The 17,790-nt window shown below is 65.5% G+C and carries 16 protein-coding genes; 8 read left to right on the top strand and 8 right to left on the bottom strand.

The genetic code is table 11. The features are described 5' to 3' along the window. Window positions 1–7: 7 nt before the first annotated feature. From paaK to XI02_RS15095, 4 genes are all read left to right on the top strand, one after another. Complete coding sequence (paaK, locus tag XI02_RS15080) at window positions 8–1,339, top strand: phenylacetate--CoA ligase PaaK (RefSeq protein ID WP_018270509.1); 1,332 nt, start codon at window positions 8–10, stop codon at window positions 1,337–1,339. A 364-nt stretch (window positions 1,340–1,703) separates the two neighbouring features. After that, complete coding sequence (locus XI02_RS15085; RefSeq protein WP_172649200.1) at window positions 1,704–2,030, top strand: GIY-YIG nuclease family protein; 327 nt, start codon at window positions 1,704–1,706, stop codon at window positions 2,028–2,030. Between the two features lie 124 nt (window positions 2,031–2,154). Further along, window positions 2,155–3,168: a zinc-binding alcohol dehydrogenase family protein gene (locus tag XI02_RS15090; protein WP_172648220.1), complete on the top strand. Its 1,014-nt coding sequence runs from the start codon at window positions 2,155–2,157 to the stop codon at window positions 3,166–3,168. Window positions 3,169–3,313: 145 nt separating this feature from the next. Further along, window positions 3,314–4,369: a YeeE/YedE family protein gene (locus XI02_RS15095; protein ID WP_172648219.1), complete on the top strand. Its 1,056-nt coding sequence runs from the start codon at window positions 3,314–3,316 to the stop codon at window positions 4,367–4,369. Between the two features lie 155 nt (window positions 4,370–4,524). Here XI02_RS15095 and XI02_RS15100 read toward each other — a convergent pair whose 3' ends face one another. After that, window positions 4,525–5,466, bottom strand: coding sequence for a DMT family transporter (locus XI02_RS15100; protein WP_172648218.1), 942 nt, complete (start codon window positions 5,464–5,466; stop codon window positions 4,525–4,527). Between the two features lie 47 nt (window positions 5,467–5,513). Between XI02_RS15100 and XI02_RS15105 the strand changes: the two genes are divergently transcribed. Next, window positions 5,514–6,971, top strand: coding sequence for a PLP-dependent aminotransferase family protein (locus XI02_RS15105; RefSeq protein ID WP_172648217.1), 1,458 nt, complete (start codon window positions 5,514–5,516; stop codon window positions 6,969–6,971). A gap of 224 nt (window positions 6,972–7,195) precedes the next feature. On the opposite strand, the gene XI02_RS15110 is transcribed toward XI02_RS15105, so the two are convergent. The 5 genes from XI02_RS15110 to XI02_RS15130 form a co-directional block, all read right to left on the bottom strand. Continuing rightward, window positions 7,196–8,416, bottom strand: coding sequence for a bifunctional alpha/beta hydrolase/OsmC family protein (locus tag XI02_RS15110; protein WP_172648216.1), 1,221 nt, complete (start codon window positions 8,414–8,416; stop codon window positions 7,196–7,198). Between the two features lie 28 nt (window positions 8,417–8,444). Then, the gene (locus XI02_RS15115) at window positions 8,445–9,107 is read right to left on the bottom strand and encodes a sulfite oxidase-like oxidoreductase (RefSeq protein WP_016842878.1); all 663 of its coding nucleotides are present in this window, start codon (window positions 9,105–9,107) and stop codon (window positions 8,445–8,447) included. A gap of 13 nt (window positions 9,108–9,120) precedes the next feature. Further along, complete coding sequence (locus XI02_RS15120) at window positions 9,121–10,443, bottom strand: MFS transporter (protein ID WP_016842877.1); 1,323 nt, start codon at window positions 10,441–10,443, stop codon at window positions 9,121–9,123. Window positions 10,444–10,524: 81 nt separating this feature from the next. Further along, a complete protein-coding gene (locus XI02_RS15125; RefSeq protein WP_038387981.1) occupies window positions 10,525–11,751 on the bottom strand; it encodes a cytochrome P450 in 1,227 nt (408 codons plus the stop codon). A 74-nt stretch (window positions 11,752–11,825) separates the two neighbouring features. Next, a complete protein-coding gene (locus XI02_RS15130; protein WP_018270516.1) occupies window positions 11,826–12,032 on the bottom strand; it encodes a ferredoxin in 207 nt (68 codons plus the stop codon). 208 nt (window positions 12,033–12,240) lie between these two features. Between XI02_RS15130 and XI02_RS15135 the strand changes: the two genes are divergently transcribed. Beyond that, window positions 12,241–12,873 carry a TetR/AcrR family transcriptional regulator gene (locus XI02_RS15135; RefSeq protein ID WP_018270517.1) on the top strand — a complete coding sequence of 211 codons (633 nt, stop codon included), beginning with the start codon at window positions 12,241–12,243 and terminating at the stop codon, window positions 12,871–12,873. A 182-nt stretch (window positions 12,874–13,055) separates the two neighbouring features. On the opposite strand, the gene XI02_RS15140 is transcribed toward XI02_RS15135, so the two are convergent. Next, a complete protein-coding gene (locus tag XI02_RS15140; RefSeq protein WP_018270518.1) occupies window positions 13,056–14,477 on the bottom strand; it encodes an amidase in 1,422 nt (473 codons plus the stop codon). A gap of 88 nt (window positions 14,478–14,565) precedes the next feature. Between XI02_RS15140 and XI02_RS15145 the strand changes: the two genes are divergently transcribed. Then, the gene (locus tag XI02_RS15145) at window positions 14,566–15,417 is read left to right on the top strand and encodes an alpha/beta hydrolase (protein WP_172648214.1); all 852 of its coding nucleotides are present in this window, start codon (window positions 14,566–14,568) and stop codon (window positions 15,415–15,417) included. A gap of 167 nt (window positions 15,418–15,584) precedes the next feature. On the opposite strand, the gene XI02_RS15150 is transcribed toward XI02_RS15145, so the two are convergent. Continuing rightward, window positions 15,585–16,361, bottom strand: a complete 777-nt coding sequence (locus XI02_RS15150) for an SDR family oxidoreductase (RefSeq protein ID WP_172648213.1) — start codon at window positions 16,359–16,361, stop codon at window positions 15,585–15,587. A 169-nt stretch (window positions 16,362–16,530) separates the two neighbouring features. Between XI02_RS15150 and XI02_RS15155 the strand changes: the two genes are divergently transcribed. After that, complete coding sequence (locus XI02_RS15155) at window positions 16,531–17,610, top strand: tartrate dehydrogenase (RefSeq protein WP_172648212.1); 1,080 nt, start codon at window positions 16,531–16,533, stop codon at window positions 17,608–17,610. The last annotated feature ends 180 nt before the right edge of the window (window positions 17,611–17,790 follow it).

The raw sequence follows: 17,790 nt of genomic DNA on the forward strand, positions 1-17,790 counted from the left end.
AACGTCGATGGCAACGGCAAAGCTCAAGGTCAAGGACAGCGGTTATCACGCCGAGCTCGATGCGGCGGAACGCGCCTCGCGCGACGAGATCATGGCGCTGCAGACCAGGCGGCTGGCCTGGTCGCTCAAGCATGCCTATGACAATGTCGCGCATTACAGGAAAGCGTTCGATGCCGCGGGCGTGCATCCGTCCGATTTCAGGCAGCTGCCCGATCTCGCCAAATTCCCGTTCACGGTGAAGACCGATCTGCGCGACAATTATCCCTTCGACATGTTCGCGGTGCCGCGCGAGCAGCTGGTGCGGGTCCATGCCTCCTCGGGCACGACCGGCAAGCCGATCGTGGTCGGCTACACCAGGGCCGACATCGACACCTGGGCGGACGTGATGGCGCGCTCGATCCGCGCCGCCGGCGGCCGCACCGGCATGCTGATGCACAACGCCTATGGCTACGGCCTGTTCACCGGCGGCCTCGGCGCGCATTACGGCGCCGAGCGGCTGGGCTGCACGGTGATCCCGATCTCCGGCGGCATGACCGAGCGGCAGGTGCAGCTCATCAACGACTTCAGGCCCGACATCATCACGGTGACGCCGAGCTACATGCTGGCGATCCTCGACGAATTCAAGCGGCAGGGCCTCGACCCGCGCAAATCGTCGCTCAAGTTCGGGATCTTCGGCGCCGAGCCCTGGACCAACGCGATGCGCGTCGAGATCGAGCAGGCGTTCGACATGGACGCCACCGACATCTATGGCTTGTCGGAGGTGATCGGTCCCGGCGTCGCGCAGGAATGCGTGGAGACCAAGGACGGCCTGCACATCTGGGAGGATCACTTCTACCCCGAGGTGATCGATCCGCTGACCGGCAAGGTGCTGCCCGACGGCGAGAAGGGCGAGCTGGTGTTCACCTCGCTGACCAAGGAAGCTTTTCCGATCATCCGCTACCGCACCCGCGACCTGACGCGGCTGTTGCCCGGTACGGCGCGGCCCGGCATGCGGCGGATGGAGAAGGTGACCGGCCGCTCCGACGACATGATCATCCTGCGCGGCGTCAACGTGTTCCCGACCCAGATCGAGGAAGCGCTGCTGGCGACCGACTGGTGCGGCGGCCATTTTGTCATCGAGCTGACCCGCGAAGGCCGCATGGACGAGATGACGGTGCTCGCCGAAGCCCGGCCCGAGAGCTGGGACGGCGAAGGGCTGGTTGTTCACGCCGAGAAGGTCTCCGCCTTCATCAAGAACACGATCGGCATCTCGACCCGCGTCCGCGTCGTTGCGCCCGAGACGCTGGAGCGTTCGCTCGGCAAGGCGAAACGTGTTTACGACAAGCGGCCGAAGCAATAGCTTTATCCCCTCATGGTGAGGAGGCGCGTAGCGCCGTCTCGAACCATGAGGCCCGTCTGTGGCCTCATCCTTCGAGACGCCACTTCGCGGCTCCTCGAGCGACAACGGCAAAGCCGTTGCGCGGGGATGAGGAGTGAGAGCGAATGATCGGGCAGCGGAAATGTTCGAGGCCGCGTTTCTCTGCCACTCGGCAAGGCGAAACGTGTTTACGACAAGCGGCCGAAAGAACAGCCTTTATCCCTCATGGTGAGGAGGCGCTCCGCGCCGTCTCGAACCATGAGGCCCGTCTGTGGCCGCATCCTTCGAGACGCCGCTTCGCGGCTCCTCAGGATGAGGGGTGAGAGCGGAAAACGTGGTGGAAAAGATGGCCGAAGGAGCGTTCCTCTATATTCTCCGGTGCGCGGATGGCAGCTTTTACATTGGAATAACGCGTACAGCATTGGAAATCAGAATTGCTCAGCATAACTCCGGCGTACTCGGTGGCTACACGGTGACACGCCGGCCCGTCACGCTGGTTTTCTCCCAATGGTTTGATCGCATCACGGATGCCATCGAGAACGAACGTAAGCTCAAGAAGTGGAGTCGCGCCAAAAAGGAGGCCTTTGTGCGAGGTGACTTCGCCGCGTTGCGACACCTCGCTGCGCGTCGATCGCCGTATCCCTCCTCAACCCCGCCTGGTGGTGTAGACTGAGGCGTTCCTTGGGATATTACCTCTTGATCTAATCCACGAGTCCGTTAGTTACGATGAAAGTCCCGTGGAGCCGGCCGGTGAGGGCTTCAGCGCGCGGCACCACGTCCCTCAGCCGGAGATATGGATGCAATCTGCTTCCAAACCCGACAGTCATCCTGTCGACGCGCGCTGCGTCCGCCTGCTGACAAAGGCCGAGAACGCTGCGGCGGTGGCGCCGGTGGTCGAGACTCATGCCCTTTCGCGCGGCGACAACGACGTCCTGATCGAGGTGAAGGCTGCGGCGGTCAATCCGTCCGACGTAAAAGCCGCGACCGGGCTGATGCCCTATGCCGTGTTCCCGCGCACCAGTGGCCGCGACTACGCCGGTGTCGTAATCGATGGTCCCGCTGAATTCATCGGGCGTGAGGTGTTCGGCTCGTCCGGCGATCTCGGCATCCGCCGCGACGGCACCCATGCCACGCATCTGGTGGTCGAGCGCGGTGCCGTGGTGGAGAAACCCGCCGGCATCTCCTGGGACGAAGCCGCCGGGATCGGCGTGCCCTTCGTCACCGCGATGGAGGGGCTGCGCCGCGCCGGCCTGCCGAAGGCGCGGGAGACCGTGCTGGTGATGGGCGTCAACGGCAAGGTCGGGCAGGCCGCGGTGCAGATCGCGAGCTGGCACGGTGCGCGCGTGATCGGCGTGGTGCGCAAGAGCGAGCCCTATGAAGGCCACAGCAATTCGCCGGTCGAGGTGATCGACGCCTCGACCACCGACGTTGCCGCTCGCGTGCGCGAGCTGACCGGCGGCAAGGGCGCTGACATCGTCTACAACACGGTCGGCGATCCCTATTTCCAGGCCGCGCACAAGTCGCTGGCGCTGCGCGGCCGCCAGATCCTGATCGCGGCGGTCGACCGTATCGTGCAGTTCAACATCCTCGAATTCTACCGCGGCCAGCACACCTATGTCGGCATCGACACGCTTGCGTTGTCGTCGGTTGCGACCGGCGAGGTGTTGCGCGAGCTTGCGCCGGGCTTTGCCGGCGGACATCTGAAGCCATTCCCGATCAAGCCGAGCGCGATCTATCCGCTGGAACAGGCCAAGGCGGCGTTTGTTGCCGTGGCAGGCTCGTCGCGCGACCGCGTGATTTTGCGACCCTAGTTCACCGTCATTGCGAGGAGCGAAGCGACGAAGCAATCCATTCTCTCCAGTGTGATAGTATGGATTGCTTCGCGGAGCCTGTCATCCGGCGGCGCTTCGCGCCGACCGGTTGGCTCGCAATGACGAACGTAATTGAAGGACCACTATGGACCCCGCCACGATCGTCATCATCGCCGCCCTGATCATCGGCCTGATCTATGGCGCGGTCGGGCTGCTCAGCGGCTTCTGCATGATGAGCGGCCTGCGCGGCTGGTGGGCGGAGGGCGACGGCCGCCTGGCGCGCACCTATGCGCTGGCGATGGGCGTCGCGATCGCGGCCTCGCAGCTTTTGGCGGCGGCAGGCCTCGTCGATCTCGGCAAGTCGATCTATCTGCAGCCGTCCTTCTCGGCGCCGGTGATGTTCCTCGGCGGGCTGCTGTTCGGCTACGGCATGGTGCTGTCGAACGGCTGCGGCTCGCGGGCGCTGGTGCTGCTCGGGCGCGGCAATCTGCGCTCCTTCGTGGTCGTGATCGTGCTCGGCATTTTTGCCGAGATGACGCTGAAGGGCCTGATCGCCCCGGTGCGGATCGCGATGGTGCAGGCCTCGCAGGCCACGGTTGCCGCCAGTTCGGTGCCGGCGCTGCTGGCGGGCACCGGCCTCGGCGCGGTGCCGGCGCGAATGGTCGCGGCGTCAGCGCTATCAGCCGTCCTGATCATCTTCGCCTTCGCCCATGCGCCATTCCGGAAATCATTCGGACAGATCGCGGCCGGCCTGATCGTGGGCCTGCTGGTGGCGGGCGGCTGGTACGCGACCGGCTATCTCGGCGCGGATGACTTCAATCCGGTGCCGGTGACCTCGCTCACTTTCATCGCGCCGATCGCCGATGCCCTGCAATATGTGATGCTGTCGACCGGCTCGACGCTGAATTTTGGCATCGTCACCGTGTTCGGCGTGTTCGCCGGCAGCCTGATCACGGCCATTGTCACCGGGCGCTTCCAGCTCGAAGGCTACCGGTCGCCGCAGCACATGCTGCGCTCGGCGAGCGGCGCCGCGCTGATGGGGGCGGGCGGCGTGATGGCGTTCGGCTGCTCGGTCGGACAGGGGCTGACGGGACTGTCGACGCTGTCGCTGTCGTCGCTCATCGCGATCGCCGGCATCATGCTCGGCACCGGCGCCGGCCTGCGCGGGAGCTTACGGGTCAGGCCGCTCGCCACGGCTTGAAGTTAGTTCTACTGTGTCAGGAATCCCTCATGGTGAGGAGCGCGAAGCGCGTCTCGAACCATGAGGCCCGGCCAGTGGCCTCGTCCTTCGAGACGCTTGCTGCGCAAGCTCCTCAGGATGAGGGGATAGACCGGTTATGACACAGTAGAATTAGGCTAAGCCCGCGCCGGCGCGTCCGCGAGCGAACTCAACGCGATGCCGCCGACGATCAGCGCCGCGGCGATCGCCAGCGACAGATCGATCGGCTCGCCGAGCAGCAATGCCGCAGTCACGATGCCGACGATCGGCGTCGCTGTCGTGCCGAGCGAGGTCGTCAGCGCCGGCAGGCTCTTGTTGACCATCGACATCGCCCAATAGGCCAGCGCTGTGCCGATGAAGCCGGAATAGAGGAACAGCAGCACGAGGTGCGGCGACCATGTCACCGTGGGCACGCCCTCTGTGACCAGCGCCGTCATGGTCAGCACCACCGTCGCGACCAGCACCTGCCACAGCAACAGCTGCAGCGGCGTCGCGATCCAGCGGTGCGAGCGGATATAGATGATGTTCGCGGCCCAGCAGATCGCCGCGATGATGATCATGCCGGCGCCGGCGATGACATGCAGATTGCTCCAGTCCAGCGATGCCGGGTTGAGGATCACGCAGAGGCCGGCGAGCCCCGACGCGACACCGACGAGCTTGAGCGTTCCGAGCCGTTCGGTCCGTGCGGCGCCCGCTGCGAGCGCGACCCAGAGCGGCGTGGTGTAGCCGAGCACGACGCCCTTGCTCGCCGGCAGATAGCGCAGGCCGGCGGCGACCAGCGTCGAGAAGAACGTCATGTGCAGCAGGGCGACGCTGAGCACGACCGGGACATCGGCGATCCGTGGAATGATCAAATTGCCGCTGGCGCGCAGGATCACCAGCAGGGCGGCCAGCGCGACCCAGCTGCGGATCGATGCGGTCCACAGCGGCGGCACCGCCTCGACCAGCGATTTCGTGACCGACCAGTTGATGCCCCAGGCCAGCACCACGACGATGAACAGGGCGGCGGCCTTGGCGGGGGAGAGTGACTGGTTCACGGCAGAATCCTTGCAGGCGATACCGCTTGTGAATAGGATCATGCTGGCTCTATCGAAAGAGCCAGATTTTACAGGACGAGGGAGCCAGATTGATCCTGGCCGAATTGCTCGCGCTGAAGCGATCGGACGATGCCGGGCTGGCCGCGCAGCTGACCCAGCAGCTGCGCGCGCTGATGGCGAGCGGCCGGATCAGGAGCGGCGCCATGCTGCCGTCGAGCCGCAGCCTTGCGGCCGAGCTCGACGTGGCGCGCAACACCGTGACGCATGCCTATGAGCAGCTGACGGCCGAAGGATATCTGCGGGTCGCGGCACGGCGGCGGCCGGTTGTGACCGACGATATCGAGGCGCGCTTCGCCAAACCTGCGCTGGCGCCAAAGCGCGAGGCCGCCCGCAAACCGTTGCTGTCGCCTTGGGCCTTGCAGCTCTCCGATAGCGATTGGCCGCTGTCCTACCAGGCGGATTTCCGGCCGCTCCGTCCCGGGCTTGCGGATGCGCGCGAGTTTCCGCACGAGATCTGGGCGCGCTGCCTGCGTCGCAGCGCGCTGCGCCGCCGCTTCAACGACCAGACCGTGGTCAACCGGCCGAGCCTGCGCGAGGCGTTGTGCGACTACCTCGAAGTCAACAGAGGCGTGCGCGCCGAGGCCGATCAGATCCTGATCCTGCCGACGGCGCAGGCGGCGCTGACGCTGATCGCCGCGACCACCATCGTGGCCGGCGATGCGGTGTGGACCGAGGATCCCGGCTATCCCGGCGCCGCGGCGGCGTTTCGCGCGGCCGGTGCAAACGTCGTCGGTATCAGGCTCGATCAATGGGGCATGATGCGGATGCGCGAGACGCGCGCACCGAAGCTCATCTTCGCGACGCCGTCGCATCAGCACCCGACCGGTCGGGTGATGCCGGTGGCGCGCCGCACCGAATTGTTGGCTTCCGCCGAGCCCGGCAAGACCTGGATCGTCGAGGACGATTACGACGGCGAGTTTCACTATGACAGCCGCCCGATGCCGGCGCTGCAGGGGCTCGATCGTGAGGGACGCGTGCTCTATCTCGGCACCTTCGCCAAGGCGATGACCGCCGATATCCGCATCGGCTATCTGGTGGTGCCGCCACAGCTGGCACGGACGATGGAGATCGCGCAGCGCCATCTCGGGCTGATCGCCTCCGTGCATGTCCAGGAAGCGCTGGCCGGCTTCATGGCCGACGGGCATTTCCTGGCCCATGTCAGGCGGATGCGGCGCATCTATCGGGCGCGCCGCGACCACCTCGCTACGGCGCTGGCGCGGCAGCTCGGCGAGGTGCTCACGGCCGAGGTCCCGCCGGGCGGCATGCAGCTGATTGCCCGCTTCAAGGATGGCACTACGGACCGGAACGCCGTGGCGCGGCTGGTGGCCGCCGGGGTCGAGGTGCGCGCGCTGTCGAGTCTCGCGCTGGAGCGGCCGCGCGACCATGGCCTGCTGCTGGGCTTCGCCGCCTGGCGCGAGAACGAGATCGGCGCCGCGGTCCGCATCATGGCGATCTGCCTGACCGGCAAGCGCGCGGCGCGTGGGTAGACGGGGGCTCGCACGATTTCGGAATAATGGAAGAGTATCCCTGAGTTGCCCGACGTGTCAAGTTGCCTTGTCGAGCAGTTGCCTGGTCGAATGCCGGCCGCCGGCTCCTTTGCATGGGGTTGTTTTCGATATTTTTCAGCGCGCCCCCAGCGACGGCCCACAGGTGAGAGGGGGCACTGCCCAGATGCTGCTACGGCTCAGCCTTTCCCCGCTACGTCGCGCGCTCACTCCGCCGCCTTGGTGACGATCCGTATCTCCGACGTCAGCGTCTTGTGCACCGGGCATTTGTCGGCGATCTCCATCAGCCGCTTGCGCTGGTCGGCGTCGAGCTCGCCCTCGATCCTGATGACGCGGTCGATCTGGTCGAGCATGCCCTCGCGGGTCTCGCACTCTTCGCAATCCTTCGCATAGATCTTGCTGTGCGTCAGCGTCACCGTGACGCGATCGAGCGGCAGCGACTTGCGGTCGGCATACATCCGCATCGTCATCGAGGTGCAGGCGCCTAACCCGGCCAGCACGAAGTCGTAGGGGCCGGGGCCGGAGTCCTGGCCGCCGACCGCGACCGGCTCGTCGGCCAGCATGCGATGCGGGCCTGCCGTGACGATCTGCTGAAACTTGCCGGCGCGGGTCTCCTGCACCACGACGTTGCGCGGCGCAGTGCCGGTATCCGCCGCCGACTGCGGCGCGATATCGACGTAGCGTTCGGCCCAGGCGCCGATCACGTCGGCGACATAGGCGGCATCCTGCTTGCCGCTCAACAGATGATCGGCGCCGGCCAGCGAGACGAAGCTCTTGGGGTGCCTGGCGGCGCTGAAGATATGCGTGGCGTTGTCGATGCCGACGGTGTCGTCGGTCGGCGAATGCATGATCAGCAGCGCCTTGTGCAGCTGCTTCACCTGCGCCATCAGATTCTGCTCGGCGACATCGTCGAGGAATTCCCGCTTGATGCGGAACGGGCGGCCGGCGAGCGAGACTTCACCTTCGCCCTGCGTGCGGATGTCCTCGATCCGGTCCTTGAAGAAATGCGTGACATGGACGGGATCGGACGGCGCGGCGATGGTGGCGACCGCCTTGGCTTCGGGGATTTGACCCGCGGCGGCCAGGATCGCGGCGCCGCCGAGGCTGTGGCCGATCAGGATCGCGGGTGCCTTGCGCGTCTCGCGCAAATGGTCGGCGGCGCGGACGAGATCGGCGACGTTCGACGAGAAGGTCGAGTTGGCGAACTCGCCCTCGCTGGAGCCGAGGCCGGTGAAATCGAAGCGCAGCGTGGCGATGCCCTTGGCCGCGAGCGCGACCGCGATGCGCTTTGCGGCCAGCACGTCCTTGCCGCAGGTGAAGCAGTGCGCGAACAGCGCATAGGCCTTGATCGGCCCGTCGGGCGTGTCAAGCGCGGCGGCCAGCTGATGGCCGCCCACACCGGTGAATTGAAAGCGTTCGTGCGGCACGGGCAGGCTCCATCATCTCGTTGGTTTGTCAGTCGCCAGAATAGCGCTGTTCGGCCCAGGGATCACCGCGATTGTGATAGCCGCGCACCTCCCAGAAGCCGGGCGCGTCCTCGGTGAGGAATTCGATGCGCTGCAGCCACTTCGCGCTCTTCCAGAAATACAGATGCGGCACCACGAGCCGCACCGGGCCGCCATGCTCCTGCTCCAGCGGCTTGCCCGACCAGCTATGGGCGAGCAGCGCGTCCTCGGCGGCAAAGTCCTCGATCGGCAGGTTCGTCGTATAGCCGTCATACGAATGCAGCGCGACGAAGCGCGCCCCCTCGCGCGGCTGGCAGGCGGCGAGCAGGTCGCGGGTGGCGAGCCCCTCCCACTGATTGTCGTAGCGCGACCAGGTTGTGACGCAGTGGATGTCCGAGACGAATTGCGTCTGCGGCTGCGCCATGAACTGCTGCCAGGTCCAGTAGATGGTCTGCTCGACCGCGCCGTAGACGTCGAGCCGCCAGCGCTCCCGGGAGATGTTCGGCATCAGCCCGAGATCGAGCACCGGCCAGTCCGCCGTCAGGTGCTGGCCCGGCGGCAGGCGCTGCTCCTGCGGTCGGGTGACCTTGCCGGTGAGGAATTTGCCTTCGCGTGCCCAGCGCTGCTTGCTGCGCGTCAGCTTGCTCTCGGGCGGTTCGCTATCGTCGGTCATGGGCGTTGCGCCGTCACTCGTGGCGATGCATCGCGGAGTCGCGCTTGGTATCGCGCATCGTCGAATAGATCAGCAGCGACAGGAAAATCATGCCGCTGAGGTAGTAATAGAACCAGTCCTCATGCCCGATGCTCTTGAAATAGAGCGCAACCGCGGGCGCGGTGCCGCCGAAGATCGACACCGTGATGGCGTAGGGCAGGCCGACGCCGAGCGCGCGGACATTGGTCGGAAACAGCTCGGCCTTCACGATCGCGTTGATCGAGGTGTAACCGGCGACGAAGATCCAGGCGCCGCAGATCAGAAGGAAGGCCATGAACGGCGACTTGGTGTCCTTCAGCGCGGTCAGGATCGGGATCGTGCCGAGCGTGCCGGCGATGCCGAAGAAGATCAGCAGCGGCTTGCGGCCGATTTTATCGGAGAGCCCGCCATAGATCGGTTGCAGGATGGTCGCGAAGATCAGCGAGCCGAAGATCACGAAGGTGGTCTGGTCCTCGGTGAGGCCGACCGACAGCTTCACGAAGGTCTGCATGTAGGTGGTGAAGGTATAGAACGCCGCGGTGCCGCCGGCGGTGAGGCCGACCACCAGCAGCAATTCGCGCGGATAGTTCAGGAGGCCGACGATCGAGCCGGTCGGCTTGGAAACCTTCTTGGCCTCCTCGAAGGCCTCGGTCTCATGCAGGCCGCGCCGCATCACCGCCGCGACGATCGCGAGCATGGCGCCGATCACGAACGGAATCCGCCAGCCCCAGGCCTTCAGCTCGTCCGGCGTCAAAAACACCTTCTGCAGCAACAGCAGCACGATGATCGCGGTGAGCTGGCCGCCGATCAGCGTGACGTATTGGAAGCTGGAGTAGAAGCCGCGGTGCTTGGGATCGGCGACCTCGCTGAGATAGGTGGCGCTGGCGCCATATTCGCCGCCGAGGCTCAGGCCCTCGATGACGCGGGCCAGCGCCAGGATCGCCGGGGCCGCGATGCCGATCGTGGCATAGGTCGGCGTCACCGCGATGATCAGCGAGCCGAAGCACATGCAGACCACCGAGAGCGTCAACGACAGCCGCCGGCCATAGCGGTCGGCGATGAAGCCGAACAGCCAGCCGCCGAGCGGGCGCATCAGGAAGGTCGCGGCAAACAGCACGGCGGCATTGAGCTGCTGCACCACCGGATCGCTGTGCGGGAAGAACGCCGGCGCGAAATACAGCGCAAACGCCGTGTAGGCGTAGAAATCGTACCACTCGACGAGATTGCCGACCGAGCCGATGAAGATCGCCTTCACCCGCCGCTCGACGTCGTGGATGTCGAGATGATCGCTCGCGGGCTGAGCGGTTTGTTCGGACATGGCATTGCTCCCGGACTCGTCGGTTCGATTCCGGGGCAAGCTACCTCATTGGGTGACGTGATGTAACCGCTGTCCGGTTCCTCAGGCGTTGTTGCCGAACAGAACAGGCAGTTGACGCGGGCCGCGCACCGTGCCTTCCGACCAGGTGACCTTGCCGGCCGGATCGAGCCGGAAATCCGGGATCCGCTTCAGCCACTCCTCGATCGCGACCTGCATTTCCATCCGCGCGAGGTTGGAACCGACGCAGCGGTGGATGCCGAGACCGAAGGCGGCGTGGCGGTTCTCCTTGCGGTCGATCACCACCTTGTCCGCATCGGGGAACATGGCGGGATCGCGGTTGGCGGCGGGGAAGGACAACAGCACCATGTTGCCCGCCTTCACCGGGCAGCCGGAGATCGTGGTCTCCTTCATCACCTCGCGCGCCATCGTCACCGGCGAATAGGCGCGCAGGAATTCCTCGATCGCGGTCGGGATCAGTGCCGGCTCCGCGATCAGGCGCTCGCGATCGGCCGGCGTCTTGGCGAGGTGCCAGAGCGAGGAGCCGATCGCGCTCCAGGTGGTGTCGATGCCGGCGATCAGCAGCAGTCGCAGCGAGCCGAGCACGTGCTCGTCGGTGAGCGGCTGGCCGCCGGGGCCCTTGGCCCGCAGCAGCTGCGAGATCAGATCGTCGCCCGGCTCAAGCTTGCGCTGCTCGAGATGGGCCATGAAGTAGCCGGTCATCTCGCGGACGCCGTTCATCAGCTCGTCTTCGTTCTTGATGCCGAGCTCGAGGATCTGGTGGATCCATTTGATGAAGAGATCGCCGTCCTTCTCGGGAATCCCCAGCATATGGGCGATGGCGCGCACCGGAATGTGCTTGGTGTAGCGCGCAGCGGCGTCGCAATGGCCATCGGCGATGAAGTCGTCGATCAGCTCGTTGCAGATCGCGCGCACCCGCGGCTCCAGCCGCTTCATCGCGTCCGGCGTGAACGGCGGCAGCAGCACTTGCTTGGCGGGCTTGTGCTCCGGCGGATCGGAGGTGATCGGCGGTGCGCGGGCGGTGATCTCGGGGCGGACGTCGCGCACGATGACGCGGCGCGAGGAGAAGTGCTCGGTGTCGTAGGCGATCTCCTTCACCGCCTGATAGGTGGTCGGCATGTAGCAGCCGAGGAAACGCTCGGTATGTACGACGGGCGAAGCCGCGCGCAGCGTCTCCCAGATCGGGAACGGGTCGTCGGTCCAGACCGGATCGGTATGGTCGAAATCGTGTACCCAGTCGGAGACCGGGGGATGTTCGGGCAGATAGCTTGCGGACGGGGAATCGGACATCAGCTCGTTTCCTTCTCGTTCGATCAAACGCTGGTCGGCTCAACGGGCGGCGCGCAGCCGTTCCCGGCCGGCCGTTATTCCTCGGTGACTTCGATCGCGATTTCCGGGCAATTGGTCTGCGCGAGCCAGGCCTTGTCCTCGAGCCCGGCCGGGACGGTGCCGTCGCCGACCTCATGGGCGTTGCCGTATTCGTCGAGCTCGAACAGTTCGGGGGCGAGTGATTTGCAGCGGGCGTGACCCTGGCACTTGTTCTGGTCGACGCGGATTCTGAGCTTGGACATGCAAGCACCCTCCCTCGGCTCTGGCGCATTGTGGGTTGCGCCCGGTTCCTCATTCCAGTTTATGCAAGTCTTGCTTAGGCAAGTTCTTGTTTAGGCAAGTTCTTGGCTTGCTTGGGCGGCCGGCCTCTTAACCGGATCACCAAGTTATAGTATATTACATTATCGTCGCGCTTGCGCGTCAAGCGAAAATTCAGCGATCATTGCCGCAATGGGACAAATCGTTCGTAAGCCGTTCAAAACTTACCACCATGGCGACCTCCGCGAAGCCCTGATCCAGGCCGCGTTACGCGAGGTCGAGCTCGGTGGTCCCGAGGCGATCAGCATCAAGGCGCTGGCCAAGCAGCTCGGCGTCTCGCAGCCGGCGCCGTACCGGCATTTCGCCGACCGCGAGGCGCTGCTGGAGGCGGTGACCGCGGAAGCGTTCCGGCAGTTCAACGTGATCATGCGCGAGGCGATCGAGCAGTCAGGCAAAGGCTCGAAGCTGTCGCGCTTTGCCCAGGCCGCGCTCGCCTTCGGGCTCGAGCGCCACGGCATCTACCGGCTGATGTTCGCGTCGCGCACCATGGCCTGCGCGCCCAAGGGCAGCGAGCTGCACACCGCGGCGATGGAAACGCTGGCGCTGCTGATCGAGTCGTTCGAGGCGCCCGCGGTCGGGCTGCTGCGCGAGCGGCAGGCGCTGAAGATCTGGGCCGGGCTGCACGGCATCGTGATGCTCGCCGAGCAGGGCCTGCTCACCGGCGAGTCCGCGCAGATCAGCCGCGAGGAGTTGCTGGACGAAATCGTCGAGCAGACCAAGGCGGCACTCACGGTGGCGCTGCAGGCGACGGAGGATAGGGCGTAGGCTTCGCGTCTTGGGGCCGCATCAACAGATTCATCACCTCATCCTGAGGAGCTTGCGCAGCAAGCGTCTCGAAGGACGAGTCCACGGACCGGGCCTCATGGTTCGCGACGGCGCGGAGCCTGTCATCGGGCCGCGCTTCGCGCGGACCCGTTGGCGCCTCCTCACCATGAGGGAGGGGCCCTCTACCTCGGCGGACGCGGATCGATCGGCGTGGTGCCGCGCACGCCCAGAATGTCCTCCAGCACTTTCGCGCCGGCCAGCAGCTGCGCTTCGGCACGCGGCTTGGCGACCATCTGCAGGCCGACCGGCAGGCCCGAGGCGGTGAAGCCGCAGGGCAGCGAGAGCGCCGGACAGCAGGCCAGCGTGATCGCGTAGACGATGCCGAGCCATTCGACGTAATTGTCGAACTTCTTGCCGTCGCACTCGGCGACATAGCGGTTCTCGACCGGGAACGGCGCCACGATGGTCGCGGGCGCCAGCAGCAGGTCGTACTTGTCGAAGAATTCGAGCGCGCGCGCCGTCATCGCGACGCGCTGCGCCTCGGCGCGTTCGAGCTTCTCGACCGTGAGCTTCAACCCTTCCTCGATGTTCCAGATCACCTCGGGCTTCAGCAAATCGCGCTTGGTTCGCAGCAATTCGGCCTTGCTGATCGCGAAATCGAACGCGCGCAACACGTGGAAGCATTCATGGGCTTCGCGCAGATCGGGATGCGCCTCCTCGACGATCGCACCGGCTTCCGCAAACCGCTCCGCCGCCTTGCGGGTCACCGCCTTGACTTCGGGATCGACCGGCGTGATGCCGAGATCGGGCGAATAGGCGATGCGTTTCGGCTTGCTGCCGGAGCGGGCTGCGGACAGGAACGACGTCGGCAGTGCGGGCAGCGACAGCGGATCGGCGGCGTGCTCGCCGCTCATCGCGTCGAGCAGCAGCGCGAGGTCCTCGACATTGCGCGCCATCGGTCCCTGCACCCCGAGGGTACGGTCGACACCGAATTTCGGCGTGTGCGCGACGCGGCCGATCGACGGCCGCAGGCCCACGATGCCGCAGAAGCTCGCCGGGTTGCGCAGGCTGCCGCCCATGTCGGAGCCGTGCGCGAGCCACGCGGTGCCGCTCGCCAGCGCCGCCGCGGCGCCGCCGGAGGAGCCGGCGGCCGAGCGCGACGTGTCCCAGGGATTGCGGGTCGGACCGAACACCTCGTTGAAGGTGTTGGCGCCGGCGCCGAATTCCGGCGTGTTCGACTTGGCGTAGATCACGCCACCATTCTGTTCGAGGCGCTCGACCAGGATGTCCGACTTCGCCGGGATGTTGTCCTTGAAGATCGGCGAGCCCTGCGTGGTCAGCACGCCGGCGACGGCAGTGAGATCCTTGATTGGAACGGGAAGGCCCGCGAGCAGGCCGCGCTCGCTGACAGGTTTCTGCATCAGGGCCTTGGCGTGGGTGCGGGCGCGGTCGAAGCAGAGCGTCGGCAGTGCGTTGACCTTGCCGTCCACCTCGGCGATGCGCGTCTCCAGCACGTCGAGCAGATCGAGCGGCGTGACGTCACCGGCCTTCAGCTTCTCGACGACGGCACACGCCGTTTCCTTCACCAAGCCCTGATCAGCCATGCGCCGTTGCTCCTATGCCTTCTGTTTGCTTGTGCTGTAGAACATTTCCTGCCGTCGTGGCAATGCGACGTGAACGGAGGGGGTGGGGATGGCAGCGTTGTTTTCCGCGCTGGACTGGCGCGCAATGAGCCAAGAGGAGCGCGATCTCGGTCTGAACAACGGCGTTGCCGTCAAGGGCAGCGCCGAGATTGCTGCGGGATGGGAGCAGCGCTCGGCGGCATTGCGGCAGAAGCACGCGCAACATCTCGACCTCCGATATGGCCCGCGTGAGCGCAACCGGATCGATTTCCTGAAGGCACGCGACGGCGCGCCGACGCTGCTGTTCATCCACGGCGGCTACTGGCAGACCCGTGCCAAGGAAGTGTTCACGATCTTCGCCGAGGGGCCGATGGCCCATGGCATCAATGTCGCGCTGATCGGCTATACGCTGGCGCCCGATGCGACGATCGATGACATCGTCGCCGAGATCCATGCCGGCATCGACTTTCTGGCCGGGCAGTTGCCCGCGCTCGAAGCCGCTGCCGAGGGCATCGTGGTGTCGGGCTGGTCGGCCGGCGGACATCTGACATCGATGGCGCTGTCGAACGCCCATGTCCGGGCCGGCATGGCGATCTCGGGCATCTACGACCTCGAGCCGATCAGGCATTCCTACCTCAACGAAAAGCTCAAGCTCGACGAAGCGGCGTCGCGGCGCAACTCGCCGATGATGGCGGAAGGCGGTACGGCGAAGCCGCTGTCGCTGGTGGTCGGCAGCGCCGAATTGCCGCTGCTGCGCAAGCAGACCGCCGATTTCGCCGGCCATCGCGCCCGCTACGGCCTGCCGGTGACCTATGAGGAGATCGCCGGCGCCGATCATTTCTCCATCATGAACCAGATGCTGGCGCCGCAGGGCCGCATCACGACGCTGATCCGGCAGCTGTTCGAGCGGACGGTTGGTTGACGTCATCCCCGCGCAAAGGCTTCGCCTTTGTCGCTGGAGGTGCGAGCCTTGCGGCGCAATTGCGCCGCTGGGCGAGCCTCGAAGGATGACGTAGCCCGTGGCCGTGGCCCATCCTTCGAGACGCCGCTTCGCGGCTCCTCAGGATGACGTCGCGGCAAGCGGTGACGTCATCCCCACCCCGACGTCAGCCCGCCATCCACGGTGTAGATCACGCCGGACGTATAGCCGGCGCGGTCGGACGCCAGGAACGCCATCAGGTCGCCGATCTCGCGCGCATGTGCGGGGCGGCCGAGCGGCAGACCTTTCTGGAACTCCTTGTAGCGGTTCTCGTCACCGAACTGGTTTTTGGCACGGGTCTTGAGCAGCGTGACGTGGCGGTCGGTACCGACAGGGCCGGGATTGATGCCGACGACGCGGATATTGTCGGCGAGGCTCTTGCCGCCGAGCGCGCGGGTGAACGCCATCAGCGCCGCATTGCCGGCGCTGCCGCAGATGTAGTTGGCGTCGAACTTCTCGCCGGCTGCGCCGATGTCGTTGACGATCACGCCGCCACCGCGTGCCTTCATCTGGGCATAGACTGCGCGCGTCAGGTTGACATAGCCGAACACCTTGAGCTCCCAGGCGTGCCGCCATGTCGCCTCGTCGATCTTGTCGATCGAGCCGCCCGGGATGTCGCCGGCATTGTTGACGAGGATGTCGATGTCGGCGGCTTCTCTTGCCAATCGCGCCAGATCTTCGGATTTGCGCAGGTCGACCACGCTGATCGCCGCGTCGATCTGATGCGCCGAACGGAGCCGCTCGGCCAGTTCCTTCAATTGCTCGCCGTTGCGGGCGGCGAGCAGCAGATTGGCGCCTTCCTCGGCAAAGGCTTCGGCGGCGGCCGCGCCAATGCCCTTGGAGGCGCCGGTGATCAGGACACGCTTGCCGCGCAGATGCAGATCCATGGGATGTCTCGCTTGGTATGAGGAGTGGGGTGTCGGCGAATTTGGTGGGGCAGGGTCGCGCCGCGGTCAACACTGCACTGCAGCGTTGCGCTCGCGCGAAGTTTGGTCCATTGCAGGACCATCAGAATAGGCGGCATTGCCGGCCGGGCAAATCACAAGGGTGTTCTCGATGAGCAGTGCAAAGAAGCAGTATCGGATTGCGGTCATTCCCGGTGACGGCATCGGCAAGGAAGTGATGCCGGAGGGCCTGCGCGTTATCGAGGCGGCGGCGAAGAAGCACGGCGTCGACGTGAAGTTCGACCATTTCGACTTCGCCTCCTACGACTATTACGAGAAGCACGGCGAGATGATGCCGGCCGACTGGAAGGACAAGATCGGCAAGCATGACGCGATCTATTTCGGCGCGGTCGGCTGGCCGGCAAAGATCCCGGATCACATCTCGCTGTGGGGCTCGCTGATCAAGTTCCGCCGCGAGTTCGACCAGTACGTCAACCTGCGCCCGGTGCGGCTGATGCCCGGCGTGCCGTCGCCGCTGGCGAACCGCAAGCCCGGCGACATCGATTTCTGGGTGGTGCGCGAGAATACCGAGGGCGAATATTCTTCCGTCGGCGGCCGCATGTTCCCGGACACCGACCGCGAATTCGTCACCCAGCAGACCGTGATGACCCGCACCGGCGTCGACCGCATCCTGAAATTCGCGTTCGATCTGGCGCAGTCGCGGCCGAAGAAGCATTTGACCTCGGCGACCAAGTCGAATGGCATCTCCATCACCATGCCCTACTGGGACGAGCGCGTGGAGGCGATGGCCAAGAAATATCCGGGCGTGAAGTGGGACAAGTACCACATCGACATCCTGACCGCGAATTTCGTGCTGCATCCGGACTGGTTCGACGTCGTGGTCGGCTCCAATTTGTTCGGGGACATTCTTTCCGATCTCGGCCCGGCCTGCACCGGCACGATCGGCATCGCGCCGTCGGGCAACATCAATCCGGAAGGCGATTTCCCCTCTGTGTTCGAGCCGGTGCACGGCTCGGCGCCTGACATCGCCGGGCAGGGCATTGCCAACCCGATCGGCATGATCTGGTCGGGCGCGATGATGCTGGAGCATCTCGGCGAGAAGCAGGCAGCTAGCGCCATCGTCGGCGCGATCGAGCGCACGCTCGGCGAACGCACGCTGCGCACGCGTGATCTCGGCGGCAATGCCGACACCACGGCGTGCGGCAAGGCGGTCGCGGAGATGGTGGATTAGGCTACGCTGTCAGCCACATCGTCGTCCCTGCGAAAGCAGGGACCCATAACCACAGACGTTCGTTGTCGAAGCGAGCTGTGGCTCCAGCGTTATGCAACAATGACCTTCGGTGGTTGATGGTGTGGACGGCCCCCTACGGCATCAGTGTGCCAGAATGAGGTTGTCTAGATCTCATACATG

The organism is Bradyrhizobium sp. CCBAU 21365, assembly GCF_015291305.1.
Taxonomy (GTDB): Bacteria; Pseudomonadota; Alphaproteobacteria; order Rhizobiales; family Xanthobacteraceae; genus Bradyrhizobium; species Bradyrhizobium elkanii.